General features: G+C 62.1%; 10 protein-coding genes and 1 pseudogene. 8 read left to right on the plus strand and 3 right to left on the minus strand.

The window, feature by feature from the left end:
- Positions 1-68: 68 nt before the first annotated feature.
- The 6 genes and pseudogenes from I6F09_RS02520 to I6F09_RS02540 all read left to right on the plus strand — a co-directional run bounded on the left by I6F09_RS02520 (position 69) and on the right by I6F09_RS02540 (position 7,617).
- A complete protein-coding gene (locus I6F09_RS02520) occupies positions 69-812 on the plus strand; it encodes a hypothetical protein (protein ID WP_036022789.1) in 744 nt (247 codons plus the stop codon).
- A gap of 305 nt (positions 813-1,117) precedes the next feature.
- Entirely contained in the window at positions 1,118-3,862 is a 2,745-nt protein-coding gene (locus I6F09_RS02525; RefSeq protein ID WP_225125637.1) for a winged helix-turn-helix domain-containing protein, read from the plus strand.
- A gap of 173 nt (positions 3,863-4,035) precedes the next feature.
- Positions 4,036-5,349 carry an epoxide hydrolase family protein gene (locus I6F09_RS02530; RefSeq protein ID WP_036022790.1) on the plus strand — a complete coding sequence of 438 codons (1,314 nt, stop codon included), beginning with the start codon at positions 4,036-4,038 and terminating at the stop codon, positions 5,347-5,349.
- A 111-nt stretch (positions 5,350-5,460) separates the two neighbouring features.
- A pseudogene (locus I6F09_RS37365) lies at positions 5,461-6,129 on the plus strand (type 1 glutamine amidotransferase domain-containing protein); the annotation flags it as partial.
- Positions 6,115-6,963, plus strand: a complete 849-nt coding sequence (locus tag I6F09_RS37370) for an enoyl-CoA hydratase/isomerase family protein (RefSeq protein ID WP_050995869.1) — start codon at positions 6,115-6,117, stop codon at positions 6,961-6,963. The pseudogene I6F09_RS37365 and the gene I6F09_RS37370, both read left to right, overlap by 15 nt.
- A gap of 75 nt (positions 6,964-7,038) precedes the next feature.
- The gene (locus tag I6F09_RS02540; RefSeq protein ID WP_225187378.1) at positions 7,039-7,617 is read left to right on the plus strand and encodes a cupin domain-containing protein; all 579 of its coding nucleotides are present in this window, start codon (positions 7,039-7,041) and stop codon (positions 7,615-7,617) included.
- Between the two features lie 158 nt (positions 7,618-7,775).
- Here I6F09_RS02540 and I6F09_RS02545 read toward each other — a convergent pair whose 3' ends face one another.
- Positions 7,776-8,528 carry a hypothetical protein gene (locus I6F09_RS02545; RefSeq protein ID WP_050991661.1) on the minus strand — a complete coding sequence of 251 codons (753 nt, stop codon included), beginning with the start codon at positions 8,526-8,528 and terminating at the stop codon, positions 7,776-7,778.
- Between the two features lie 432 nt (positions 8,529-8,960).
- Here I6F09_RS02545 and I6F09_RS02550 point away from each other — a divergent pair, with 432 nt between their 5' ends.
- The gene (locus I6F09_RS02550) at positions 8,961-10,364 is read left to right on the plus strand and encodes a DUF305 domain-containing protein (RefSeq protein WP_225187379.1); all 1,404 of its coding nucleotides are present in this window, start codon (positions 8,961-8,963) and stop codon (positions 10,362-10,364) included.
- A 230-nt stretch (positions 10,365-10,594) separates the two neighbouring features.
- Here the strand turns inward: I6F09_RS02550 and I6F09_RS02555 are convergent, their stop codons facing one another.
- Positions 10,595-11,326, minus strand: a complete 732-nt coding sequence (locus I6F09_RS02555; protein ID WP_225187477.1) for a DUF3750 domain-containing protein — start codon at positions 11,324-11,326, stop codon at positions 10,595-10,597.
- A gap of 169 nt (positions 11,327-11,495) precedes the next feature.
- Between I6F09_RS02555 and I6F09_RS02560 the strand changes: the two genes are divergently transcribed.
- Entirely contained in the window at positions 11,496-11,750 is a 255-nt protein-coding gene (locus I6F09_RS02560) for a hypothetical protein (protein ID WP_225187380.1), read from the plus strand.
- 563 nt (positions 11,751-12,313) lie between these two features.
- Here I6F09_RS02560 and I6F09_RS02565 read toward each other — a convergent pair.
- Positions 12,314-13,561 carry a glycosyltransferase gene (locus tag I6F09_RS02565; protein WP_036022807.1) on the minus strand — a complete coding sequence of 416 codons (1,248 nt, stop codon included), beginning with the start codon at positions 13,559-13,561 and terminating at the stop codon, positions 12,314-12,316.
- Positions 13,562-13,582 lie beyond the last annotated feature (21 nt).

Genomic DNA, 13,582 nt, shown 5'->3' on the forward strand with positions numbered 1-13,582 from the left:
ATCTATGAACTCGCGCCGCGCGCGTAGGCGGCGGCACCATGGCCAGGTTGAAACGGGGAGAATTAGACATGATTCCGCTCCTGGCCGAAGCGATCGAAGCTCATGGTGGCGAAAGCCGCTGGCGGGCGCACGGCCGTCTCAGCGCATCGTTCGTCATCACGGGCGAACTCTGGGACCTGAAATGCGTGCACCAGAGTGGCCTTCCAAGGACGGTGCATGTCGATCTGCACCGGCAATGGGCGTCTGTCGACGATATCGGCAAACCTGGACAACGGAGTGACTTCACCCCCGACCGCGTCGCGATCCTGTCCGGCGGCAGCAGGACAATCGCCGAGCGCAGGAACCCGCGCGCATCGTTCGATGGCCACGACATGCGTACCGCCTGGGATCTACTGCACCGGGCCTATTTCGGCGGCTACGCGCTCTGGACTTGCCTGACCGTGCCATTCCTGCTCACGATGCGCGGCTTCACGCTGCGCGAGATCGAACCATGGCGCGAAGGCGCGGAAATCTGGCGCGGATTGCGGGCCGTGTTTCCGGAGAGGCTAGCCAGCCACAGCCTCGAGCAGGACTTCTATTTCGGACCCGACATGCTGATCAGGCGCCACGACTATCACGTGCAGATCGCCGGCAATTTTCCTGCCGCCCAATACTTCTCCGAGCCGGTCGTGATCGACGGCATCACGATTCCGACCAGGCAGCGCGCCTATCTGCGCGACCGTGATTTGAAGCCGATCCCGGAAGATCTGATGGTCGGCATAGATCTATCTGTGGTTCGTTTCAGCCCGGCCGAGTCGAATGCCGGATCGTGACCCTATATTGGGCGCATCTTCCATGACCTAACTGTGTATTGATTTGAAGCTCCGCCCGCGACATGCTTCCTCATTGGCCTCGACCGCAGTACTGCTAATTTTCCCGGAATAGTTGTGAAATGCGCGAAATAAACGGCAACGAAGCAACGCGCGCGCCGCGGATTGCATCGCGACGATTGTCGAAGTAGCGGGCGATGCCTTCCAGCCTCCCAGCAAAGCACAGAGGCGCACAGCCATCTCGCGCGAGCGAGCCTGATTCCCTGGGCGTAAGATTCGGCCGGTTTTGTCTTTACGAAAAATCCCGATTGCTCGAAAAAGATCAGGGTCCCGTCAAGATCGGTAGCCGCGCGCTCGACATTCTGTGCCTGCTGGTTGGTCGTGCGGGAGACATTATTCACAAGGACGAGTTGCTGGCGCACGCCTGGCCGAACCTGACGGTGGACGAGGCCAGTCTCCGCGTCCACATCGCAGAGATCCGAAGGGTGCTCGGCGACGGCAAGGACGGTGCGCGCTTCATCACCAACGTACCCAATCGGGGATACTGCTTCGTTGCGACCATCGAACAGCGCCAGCCGGCGCAGGATGCCCCGAAGCCGGCGGCAATGGTCTCGGGCGAACCGTCGTTTCCGCTGCTGCTGACCCGCACGATCGGACGGGAAGATGTGGTTCAGCGCCTCTCGGAGCGATTACTCGCCGAGCAGTTCATTACGCTGCGGGGACCTGGCGGCATCGGGAAGACGACGGTTGCGCTTGCGGTTGCCCACGCATTGTCGGGCCGCGCGCAGGAAGTGCGCTTCGTCGATCTTGGGCCCCTGAAGGAAGGCGAGCTTGTTCCAAGCACCGTCGCTTCGGCGCTCAATCTGGTCGTGCAAACCGCGGACCCGACCTCAAGTATCGTGCAATTCCTGGGCGGCCGGCGCGTCGTGCTCATTCTCGACAGCTGCGAGCACGTCATCGAACATGCCGCACGGCTCGCCGAAGCCATCTATCTGCAGGCGCCTGGCACCAGCATTCTTGCCACCAGCCGAGAATCCTTGCTGGTTCAGGGAGAGCAGATCGTCGAGTTGCCGCCGCTCGCAACCCCCCCCGCGGACCAGGCGCTCACATCGGAGGAGATGCTGGCCTATCCGGCGGTCCGGCTCTTTACGGAACGAGCGACGGCGGCCGGATACAGCGTGGAGATGAGTCCCGACAATATGCGGCTCCTCGCCGGCATCTGCGAGAAACTCGACGGCATCGCGCTCGCCATCGAGCTCGCGGCCGTTCGCCTCGGCGCGCACGGCCTGCGCGAGATCGATGCGCTGCTGGACGGTCGGCTGAAACTGGAATGGCGGGGGCGTCGTACGGCACCGCCGCGCCACCAGACGCTGAGCGCAATGCTGGACTGGAGCTACAATCTCATCACCGACGCCGAACGGCTGGCGCTTCGGCGGCTTGCCGTGTTCGCCGGGGCGTTCACCCTGGAAGCTGCAATAGCGGTTGCCGGAGCTGAGCCCGACGACGAGCAGGTCATCGACATGATCGGGCAACTCGTCGCCAAGTCCCTGCTGTCAGCCAGGCCGATCAAATCGTCGATGCGGTATCGGTTGCTTGACACCACCCGGACCTACGCGCTGAAAAGGCTCAGCGAAAGCGGCGAGGCCAATACCATCGCGCGACGGCACGCGGAATACGTGATGAGCGCGCTGGTCCGTAGCGGGTCGAACGGAAATGCCCTAGGCCTGCCGGCGCGCTCCGAACTGCTCGGCGACGTGCGTGCCGCGCTGTCATGGGCCTATTCGGATGAAGGTGCGGCAGAATTGCGCGTTCCCTTGAGCGGCGCTAGTGCTCCGCTGCTCGTCGAACTGAACCTGCTCAACGAGTGCAGCCGGGTGGCGCAACGCGCCCTCGGAGCGCTCGACGACACCAACCGCGGCGGAATCTGGGAAATCGAACTGCAATCGGCGCTCGGTCACGCAGCCATGTTCACAGAGCGCAACAGCGAGCAGGCCGAGGCCGCGCTGCTACGAGGGCTCTCCGTCGCAAGGAAATTGTCGGATCGACCCAACCAATTCCGGCTGCTGTCGCGCCTCAACATGTTCTACCGGCGAACCGGCGAATGCGACCGCCTGGTACCGTCCGCGGAGGCGGCCGAGGAAGTGGCACGCGAGATCGGCGATCCCGCAGGACTTGCCGGAGCAAGCGTCCTGCTCGGCGTTTCCCATCATTTGGCCGGCAATCAGATCCTTGCGCAGCATCACCTCGAAAAGGCCATGCAAAACGACATCGCGCTGCGCGTTGCCGGTCCCAGCCACTTCGCCTTTGCGCGCACGCCACGCATTCCGCTGGCGCGAACATTGTGGTTGCGGGGATTTCCTGATCAAGCGGTGGAACTCGCCCGTGCGGTCACCAATGATGCCGCGCCAAAAGACGTTGTGATGTACAGCATCGCGCTGTGCTGGGCTGCATCAGTATTTGGCTGGGTCGGCGATTGGGCGAGCGTGGAAAAATTGACCGCGCGCCTGAGCGAACACGCCTTGATGCACGGCTTCGTTCCGTATCAGGCCGTGGCCGACGGATTCCGTGGTCAGGTGATGGTAGCCCGCGGCGACGTGAAGGACGGCGTCGATCTTCTCCACGACGTGCTGCCCCGCCTGCACGCCGACCGCTACGAACTCTACGCATCCGGGTTCAGCGCCGACCTAGCGCAAGGGCTAGGCCGGCTAGGGCGGGTTGAGGAAGCGCTTGAAGCGCTCGACAACTCGATGTCCCGTACATCCGCCGGCGGTGAGATTTTTGATATGCCGGAGTTGCTCCGGCTTCGCGGCAAGCTGAAGGCCCAGGGCGGCGACGAAGACGGCGCGAGGCAGAGCCTCAAATCATCCATTGAACTCGCCGAGACGCAAGGCGCGTTGTCCTGGCGGCTGCGCTCCGAGATTACGCTGGTCGTGCTTTCCGGCAAACAGGGCAAGAAATCCGCGCTGACGGCTTTAGCCCAGACGTTGGCTCGCTTCAGTGAGGGGCTTGAGACAGCCGATTTGCAGTCGGCTCGCGGCCTGCTCCAGTCCTGATCATTCTCGGTGGGCGACGCTTCGCGTTATCGCGAGGCAAGCAAGCGGCCCAGCGGAGCATAACGCGCTTTTACATCACCTAACGAGCAATCTCCCAGGTTCTGCGCAAGTGTGGCGGCGTCACGAACCGCCTGGCCGGCCATATCGACGGCCCGCAAACCAAGGAGATTAAAATGATCGCGCAGTCCACTTCCGAAACGATCGACCAGGATCGCCGCCAACTGCTGGGTACCGCCGCCATGGGCATCGTCGCCGCGGGAGCCGTCAGCCTTCTGCCGTTGCAGCCCGCCTCGGGCAAGACCGCTGGCGAAATCCGCCCCTTCCACGTCCATGTTCCCGAGGCCACTTTGATCGACCTTCGTCACCGCCTCGGCGCGACGCGGTGGCCGGAGAAGGAGACCGTGACTGACGACAGTCAGGGCGTGCAGCTCGCGACCGTCAAGAAGCTGGTCCAGTACTGGCAGACGGACTACGACTGGCGCAAGGTGGAAGCACGGCTCAATGCACTGCCGCAATTCATCACCGAGATTGACGGGATTGACATCCACTTCATTCACGTTCGGTCCCGGCACGACAATGCGCTGCCGCTGATCGTAACGCATGGCTGGCCCGGCTCGATCATCGAACAGCTGAAGATCGTTGATCGCCTGGTTAATCCCCTTGCCCACGGGGCGGCAGCGTCGGATGCTTTTGACGTGGTGATCCCGTCGATCCCCGGCTACGGGTTTTCCGGCAAGCCCGAGACCACCGGCTGGGATCCGCAGCGCATCGCGCGCGCCTGGATCGTGTTGATGAAGCGGCTCGGCTACATGCGGTTCGTCGCGCAAGGCGGCGACTGGGGCAACGCCATCACCGAACAGATGGCGCTTCTCGGCGCACCCGAACTTGTTGGCATCCACACCAACATGCCTGCAACTGTTCCTGACGACGTTGCGGCTTCGCTCCAGGCCGGTGGGAAGCAGCCGTCAGGTCTCTCCGGCGAAGAGCAGAACGCGTGGAACCAGCTCGACTTCTTCTACAAACACGGCCTCGGCTACGCTATCGAAATGGCCAACCGGCCGCAGACGCTGTACGGCATCACGGATTCGCCGGTCGGCCTCGCAGCATGGATCCTCGACCACGATACACGCAGCCATCAGCTTATTGCCCGAGTCTTCGGCGGCGAGACCGCCGGGCTCACGCGGGACGACATCCTTGACAACATAACGCTGTACTGGGTGACGAACACGGCAATGTCATCGGCGCGACTTTATTGGGAGAACAAGCTTCAGTTCTTCCAGCCGAAGAATGTCACTATTCCGGTCGCAGTGAGCGTGTTCCCGGACGAGATCTACGCCGCCCCACGGAGTTGGACGGAACGTGCCTATCCCAAGCTGATCCATTTCAACCGGCTTGATCGCGGCGGACACTTCGCCGCCTGGGAGCAGCCCGAGCTGTTCAGCGCGGAGATGCGCGCCTCGTTCCGCTCTTTGCGTCAATCGTCCTGAAAAATGGAGGCGCGCGAGGATATTGCGCGCCCCCATCAGCACCTGACGCCCCTTGCCACTCAAACCAAACACGGCGTGTTCACCTGATGGCGCCGACAATGGGAGTTTCCAATGAGAATCCTGATGGTCATGACTTCGCACGATCAACTCGGTAACACCGGCCGCAAGACCGGTTTCTGGCTCGAGGAATTTGCGGCGCCCTACTTCACCTTCCTTGATGCCGGCGCGGACATCACCGTAGCTTCGCCCCGGGGCGGTCAGCCGCCGCTCGATCCCGTCAGCGATACGCCGGAAGGTCAGACCGACCTGACCAGGCGATTCAAGCAGGATCCCGCAGCGCAGGCGGTTCTTGCCAATACGCGCAAGCTGTCGCAGATGAAGCCCGCAGACTTTGATGCGGTATTCTATCCGGGTGGTCACGGCCCTATGTGGGACCTCGCCGAGGATCCGGATTCCGTCGCGCTGATCGAAGCCTTCTACAACGCCGGCAAGCCGGTGGCGGCCGTCTGCCATGCGCCGGGCGTGCTCCGGCACGTCACATACAACGGCGAGCCGATCGTGAAGGGCAAGCGCGTGGCCGGATTCACCAACAGTGAGGAAGAAGCGGTTGGGTTGACGAAGGTCGTGCCGTTCCTTGTCGAAGACGAATTGAGGCGGCTGGGCGGGCTATTTGAAAAGGCGCCGGACTGGCAGAGCTTTGTCATCACCGACGGAAGGCTCGTCACCGGCCAGAATCCAGCCTCGTCAAAGGCCGGCGCCGAGGCGCTGCTCAAGCTCCTGAAGCCTGCAGCCACCCGCGGCATCAGGCTGCAACGCCGCACGCCATCTTATTGGCGCGTCACCTTCGACCTTCCGCCGCTGAATATCTTTGGGCCCGAGAACATTCCGCAGCTCAACGAAATCATCACGGCGATCGAGACCGACCCGCAGGTCAAGGTGGTCGTGTTCGACAGCGCAGTCGAGGGCTTCTTCCTGACGCACTATAATTTCTTCGCCCCGCTGGAGGAGTCGACGAAGATTCCGCCGGGCGCCACCGGACTGCAGGCGCTACCTGACCTGCTGGTCCGTCTGAGTCGCGCGCCGGTCGCGTCAATCGCCATGGTCCGTGGCCGCGCCACCGGCGTTGGCAGCGAACTGGCGCTGGCAAGCGACATGCGCTTTGCGAGCCGCGAAAATGCGATCCTGTCGCAATGGGAAGTCGGCGCTGGCCTCGTGCCGGGCGGCGGCCCAATGGCGCGGCTCCCGCGCTTGATCGGCCGGGGTCGTGCCCTTGAGGTGCTGCTAGGCGCCGATGACATCAGCGGGGATCTTGCGGAACGCTACGGTTACGTCAATCGATCGCTGACGGACGCAGAACTCGACGGCTTCGTTGACGCCCTGGCCAGACGAATCGCCTCCTTCGACAAGCAAGCGATCGCCGAGACAAAGCGGCTGGTCAACGTCGCGAGCCTGCCGTCGGATGCGGACATCGCGCCCGAATGGGACGCTTTCCTCGCGTCGGTCCAGCGTCCGGCCAGCCAGAGCCGAATCAAGATCCTGCTCGATCGTGGCTTCCATCGGCCGGGCGATGTTGAGAACCGGCTCGGATATCACGTCGGCCGGCTGAACAACTAACCATCCGGAGAATCCGCGACAAGGGGCTGCCGCGAGGCGGCCCCCTCTCAGGTCTTCGCTAGCAGAGGAGAGGTTATGATCCTCGAGCATCAATTGGATGAGGATACATTCCGAGCGATTCTGCCGGAAGAAATTACGTGGGAGCCGTTCCCGGCGTTTCCAGCGGGCGCACGTCTAGCTGTTATGGTTGGTCACCCCGCCGAACCGGGGCCGTACCTAATTTGGGTTAAAGTACCGCGCGGAACGAAGCTTATGCCGCACAAGCATCCGGAGGACCGGATCTACACGGTCATATCCGGGGTCTTCTATATCGGCCTTGGAGAAGCCTTCGATGACGACAAGCTCAAGGCCTATCCACCTGGGAGCGTCATTGTCCTCCCGGGCGAGACCTGGCATTTCCACTGGGCGAAATCAGGTGAGTACGTCACGCAGGTCTCGGCGCTCGGTCCGCTCGGCCTCGAGTATCACGACTCGCGAGATGATCCGCGCGGCAGTGCGGGGGCCGCAATCGGAAGCGAGAGGAGCAATGGTCGTCTCTGCGACCACAGCAACTCCGCTTCGGGTGAATTGGCCTATCACATCGACAAGCAGTTCCGTCATACTGCAGTCATCGATCCGCGACGACTGTTCGTCAGCAGGGAACGGATTGAATGAGCGGGTTGTCGCATGACCGCAACGGGTCACAAGCTGCGGTCCGACCGCTCTGCTCGTCCGGTCCGGTTTCTCTCCGAGAGCAGGCTTCGCGGCGGTCATGGGCAGTTCGGCTGAGGGCCAATTGACCTGACATTCGATGCAAAAGCGCGTCGGTCCGCTCACGGCGGCGGAAAGGCTCCTGCTATTGGCCCGACGACGTCGCGGCCAGCTGCCGGTCGATGGGATCGAACGAAAATGAAACGAGATGCTACCGGTATATCCGCTTCGGAGCGACCATCCTGGCCGATGAGTATCAATCCGGCGCCGCCATTTGCCACATTCAGAATGATCGGCTCGCCGCTCCATGTCTTGATCGGGTCCATTCCGATGATGAGAAATTCGCCGATAGGCTGGTCGAAATATTGAAGACGCAATTGCGGGCCGACTTCGGCCGCAGCGAGTTCGAGGCCGAACTGCTGGGCGCGTGCGTAAACGTTAGCCAAAGTCACGGTATCGGACGTGAATCCAAGCTGCGCAGGCGATAGATCGAGAAGCTCCACATATGTCTTCCGAGAGCTAACGGTGAACGTCGGCCTAGCAAGGATTTCAGCGGCTTGACCACCGACATTGCAGCCCTTGCTATCGAGTTCGTTGCGCAAGGCAAGAGAGTCGGCGAAGGTACCTATTGTGATCGTTTTCCATGTCGCAACGTCGCGCGCGGACTTAATAGGCTGTTGCGACGCCGGAGCCGAGCGCGTCTTGAGCTTCAGCTTGTTTTGCAACACGTCGCGCGCCGCGCATTGAGCGGACGCGGCGCTCGCAAAGGAAATGACGCAGGCCGCCGAGAGTATGGAAGCCAAAAGGTAGAGGAAAGGTCGGCTTGCTTGGTTATGACCTGCCGCGCGCCGGGCTCGGCTTGTGAAAATACACATGACAAATGACTTTTCTGAAAACGTTTGGACCGAAAAAGCCCAATTCCGGCAGCGGATGCTGCGCCGACGCGATGCCCTTCTCTTATCCGGCTTCTTCCAACCGTACTCCGTTTAACTAAGACAGCATGTGAACCAGCTCACAGCCTCCTTCGACGCGTGCTTACGCGCTTACATCACCGGCGCCGAACTTGTGATCAACGGCGGCTACCTGCCGCAATAGCTCGCTGCCACGGCGGTACGCGCGCTCAGCATTGCACGGCATACAGCGCGCGTCCGCCGTGATGCAGCTCGATTGAAAAAGAGTAGGGAGCACGCTTGGCAACGTCTAAACTATCACAAGAGCCATCGCCCTGACATCATGCTCTGGCGTTCTCGTCTCCTACCGCCCGCCTCAATCACGCTTTAGTCACCTCACCACCTGAGGAGCAGAAATTGAACCATCCCGCGCGGCCTCGCTCCTCTGGTTGCCTGCTGGCCCTGATCATCCTCGCACCGGTCGCGGCGCCGGTGCCGGCGCACGCACATGTCAAATGGTTTGCGCCCTATATTGTCGGAGCGCCACCACAGTCGATCGGGGCCACGTTGACCAATGTATGGTTCTGGACCGGCATTGCGCTCGTGCTGGCATTCTTCCTCGCGTCACGAGCCATCGAGAAGTCGAGCGCCGGCGAGACGATCCTGCTGGCCATGGATCGCATCACCGACCCTCTCTGGATGCGCCTCGACAACTTCGTGCGCGTCGTCATCGCCGCCTTCTTCGTGGCGATCTTCGCCGTCGGCGGCGTCTACCTGACGCCAGATCTCAAAACGCCGGCCGAATGGGTGTCCTGGACCCAGCTCCTGATCGCCGGGTTGATCTTCTCTCGCAAGACGCAGCCACTTGCGGCTCTCGGGATCATCGCCTTGTGGCTACTCGCGCTGCGCGACTATGATGTCTTCCATTTGCTGGACTACCTGGCGCTTGGAGTCGGTGTCGCCGCCTATCTGGTGTTGGAGGCTTCATCCAATCCGGAATGGCGCAACCATCGCTTCGAGGCGCTGCGCTGGGGCGTCGCCATCGCGCTGATGTGGTCGAGCCTCGAAAAGTTTGCCTATCCGGACTGGTTCTACCCGCTCGTGCAGGAAAAGCCCTTCTTGACCTTCGGCATGCCGCGCGACGTGTTTATCCCGATGGCGGGCGTCGCCGAATTCACGATGGGATTTGGCTTGATCTGGACGCCGCTTGTCCGCCGGCTGTCGGCCATCGCTCTTTTCATCATCTTCAACGCAGCGGTCTATCCGTTCGGGCGAACCGACCTGATCGGACACGCGCTCATCATGGCGGTCGTCGTTGCCATTGCTGCCGATCATAGTCGTGAGGTTCATTTCCTGCCCGCACTCAAGCGAAGGCTTGCCGGCGTCCCGGCCGGACTTGCGGCGGCGCTAGTCATTTTCACAACGGGTTACTGGGGACTGCACATTGCGATTTATGGCATCGAAGGAGACATCGGAACGCTGGCTGGAGAGCGGCTGACCCATACGCCGAACCCCGAACATCCGCATGGCATGCACGGCGCTGCGGCGATAGGGTTGACGGCTCCGGATGCCTACCGCGCCGCCATGGACCGCATGCACGGTCCGATGATGCGAGGCATCACCAACGCTGATCCCGATGCAGCCTTCGTGCTCGGCATGATCCCTCACCATCAAGGCGCAGTCGACATGGCCGAGATCGTCCTGAAATTTGGCAAGGATCCTCGAAACCAGCACTTTGCTCGCGAGATCATCGACACCCAAAGGCGCGAGATCGGCGAGATGCGCGCATGGCTCAGTCAGAAGAACATTCCGCAACCGTGAGGAAGGGCGATGAGCGCGACGGACTTGATTGCCGCCTACAAGGTTTGGTGCTTGCCGCTGGCGACAATCGCCTGAGGAACAGCGGGGCCTCATGCTTTTCTGCCTGCGCACGAAGCGCTGGTTGCAGGCAGCCTCGCCCGAAATCTGCGTGTCCACCAGCAAATTGATACTGTTACGGCTGAGAGAAATCGTTTCGTTCCGGACCGGGATGAGGTGGATTTGGCGGGCCCTTACAGGCTCGGCGTCACCCCAAAGCGGCCGAGACCGGGTAGCTTGAGCGCCGGGCGTCGGATGTCGATGCCGAGAACGGCGCCGAAGAAATTGATCTCCAGACCTTCGACCCAGCCGAGCGAGAAGCCGATGTATCCGGCAAGCGAGGCGTAGATGCCCGTGCCGGACGCCGTTACGCCGAACCATTTGCCGGTGTACGGGAAGTCCTTGCCGATCGCGGTCGGCGGCAGGACGGCCCGGAGCTCAGGGACCGAATCGAGTGCGGCCTGCACGAAGGTGTTCGAATTGGGCCCAGGCCAGACGCTGTAATCTCCATAGGATCGAAACCTGTAGTTTTCGACCACATGCCTGATCTTCGGGATCAGCGCCTCCGCACGCTCGCCATCGACGGCCACGACGATTTCAGGCACAGCGCCGAACCATCGCCCGTCCGGAGCGAAGCCGTTGGTGCGGATCGGCTCGCCCCAGGCCGTGTAGTCGTACCTTGTGTAGGTCGGCGCATCTTTCTCTTTGACGACGATCCAGGTGTGAATCGCGAAGATGCCGCGCCATCTCACCGTTCTTGCTCCGAACACCCGGATGACGGCCTCACGGTGGTCGGTCGCGGAGGTCAATAGACCCGCGCTGGAGCGGTCGGCCGTTTGCCAGTTCTGGCGGCCATCATCCAGCCAAAAATATCTCGCCGCCGATGCGGCAAGCGGTGCGAAGACGAGGAACAGAAAGATGAGCAACGGCTTTTTCAAGGGAGCGGTACGGCGGGGATCTTCGACAAGCATATAGTTCGCATCGATGTCGACGCCATAGCCGCCGCCCCGGTCGTCGGACGAGCCTGTGACCTCGGTCGGACGGGCACGAGATCGATCGAGTTGTTCCGCAACCGTCATCGGATGGAGCTTGGGCATGGACATGAAGGAAGCCGCGGCAATGACGGAAGCCTCCGGGCTGACGGACGATCAGGGCGGCATGGAGCGGACTTCAGGCCCGCGGCCGGGTTCCGAAGAGCAAGGAGGAGCTTTTGCTCCGCAGGCCCGCACGCCGTCGCCAGAGCCGGCGAAGCGATGGGCCGACCAGTTGCGCGAGGTGACAGTGAAGGCGCCGTTACGGTCCTTGCTCGTCGCTTTCCTGGCCGGAGCATGGATCGCTCGCCGCCGCTAGGAACTGTGACAAGAAGCAGCGGTTTCAGGCGCTGGCATAGGAAAGGGTGGACGATGAGGGTTCTGGTTTTGATGGCGACTGTCCTTCTGGGCACCATCTCGTTTTCCATGGCGCAAAGCTCAGGAGGCGGTTCAGGAGGTGCTTCCTCCGCTGGAGGGGCGGGCGCAACCGGTTCGGGCGGCGCTGGTGGCTCGACGCTCTCGAACGGGACGACGCTGAGCGGAACCGGCGGTTCGCCGGGGCCCAACACGCTTAATGCAAAGGGCCAGGGAACGACGGGCCAGAGACTCGGGCTGCCCCCGTCCGGTCAGGAGGGCGGCGGATCTCGACCGTCTTACAACACGCCAGCCGCCGACGCCGCCATCCAGCAGCTTGGAAACACCAACACGGGTATCCTTAAGAAGTAGCGGTGATCAAGGCGGCGTGCCCACTCGCTATGGCAGCGCTTTGGTCGACGTCCCCTCGCAGTGGACCAGGAGCAGGCATCTGTGTTGATCGGCCGCAAGGGCTGCTCACCTGCATTGCAACTCGAGCCTTTTGAATCGGCCTGTGCAATTTCGGGCCTAATTGAGAAGGTGTTGGCTTCGCAGGAAGCCAATCGCGCTTGCGACGCCGTCTTCGACGCGGATCGCTTCGCCAAGGCGGTTCGCTCGCTGCTGAATCAACGGATTTCCGGTGGCCTCTGCGATCGCGGCGGCCAGCCAATCGGCTGAAAGGTTCCTCACTCCTCTTGATCTTGGTCCGACGCCCAGATCGTCGATGCGCCTTCCCCAGAACGGCTGGTCGCCAAAGAAGGGACAAATGATATTCGGCTTGCCAGCTCGAAGCGCAGCCCCCGTAGTGCCGGCCCCGCCGTGATGGACGCAGGCCGACATCAGCGGGAACAACTGCGCATGCGGTGCGCCTTGGATGAAATGGACGTGACTGGCTCCGAGATCGCCTCGAAGAGCACCGCCGCCGACCGCTAGAACGCCGCGTTTCCCAGCCTTGGCCAATGCCTCCAGTACGAGTTTCGTCAGGGACGTCGGGTCGACACCTGGCATGCTGCCAAAGCCCACATAAACAGGCCGCTCATCGCCCTCTACGAAGCGCTGGAGTTGCGGGTCAGGCTGCCAAACGTCGTCGCCTCCCAGGAACCAGTACCCAGTCACCGCGACAGTATTCGGCCAGTCCGGCGGAACGGGCACGACATGCGGACTATAGGCGTAGAGCGTCGCGCGAGGCCGCAGCTTCTTCTCCGGCGTGTTTGCGAGGTGGAGTTCGGTGGCCCGCCATTCCCCGATCATCCCGCGAAAGAGGGCGTAGGCGCTGTGAGCCATCGCGCTGTGCGTGAGTCTGTTGAGGGGGCCAAGCGAGCGGAACGGCACGAGCGGGCTCGCGAACGCTGCTGTCGGTGTGAAGCCAGGCAGGGGAGAAGCCAGAACGGCAGGGCAGGATAACTTTTCTGCGATATGCGCCGCGGCGATGGCCTTCGGGTGATAGATGATCAGTTCTGGACGAAATCGTCGGGCGGCTTGCCATTCGGCGCTGAGCTGTTGGCGGCCGATCGGCCTGAACTGCTTCAGCATCCTGAAGCCAGCCATAAACCCCGCACCGCCCGCCATTGCCGCCTTGGCTTCCGGGGTTTCCAGGAGGGCGAGATATTCACTCGGAAGATGCGCGAAAGCGATGCCGCGGCTCACGACGAACGATTCGAACTGCGAGGGCGCGGCGATCAGCACTTCGTGCCCGGCCTGCTTCAGACCGAGCGCCAAGGCGAGATAGGGTTGCACGTCGCCGCGGGTGCCTAGTGTATGGATTGCGACTCGCATGCTTCTGACCATTGAGAAATG

This window comes from Bradyrhizobium sp. IC3195 (assembly GCF_020193585.1).
Classification (GTDB): Bacteria; Pseudomonadota; Alphaproteobacteria; order Rhizobiales; family Xanthobacteraceae; genus Bradyrhizobium; species Bradyrhizobium yuanmingense.

Coding starts and splice junctions, on each gene's coding strand:
- I6F09_RS02520 (WP_036022789.1), top strand. CDS start 69: ATGATTCCGCTCCTGGCCGAAGCGATCGAAGCTCATGGTGGCGAAAGC.
- I6F09_RS02530 (WP_036022790.1), top strand. CDS start 4,036: ATGATCGCGCAGTCCACTTCCGAAACGATCGACCAGGATCGCCGCCAA.
- I6F09_RS02540 (WP_225187378.1), top strand. CDS start 7,039: ATGATCCTCGAGCATCAATTGGATGAGGATACATTCCGAGCGATTCTG.
- I6F09_RS02545 (WP_050991661.1), bottom strand. CDS start 8,528: ATGTGTATTTTCACAAGCCGAGCCCGGCGCGCGGCAGGTCATAACCAA.
- I6F09_RS02560 (WP_225187380.1), top strand. CDS start 11,496: ATGGACATGAAGGAAGCCGCGGCAATGACGGAAGCCTCCGGGCTGACG.
- I6F09_RS02565 (WP_036022807.1), bottom strand. CDS start 13,561: ATGCGAGTCGCAATCCATACACTAGGCACCCGCGGCGACGTGCAACCC.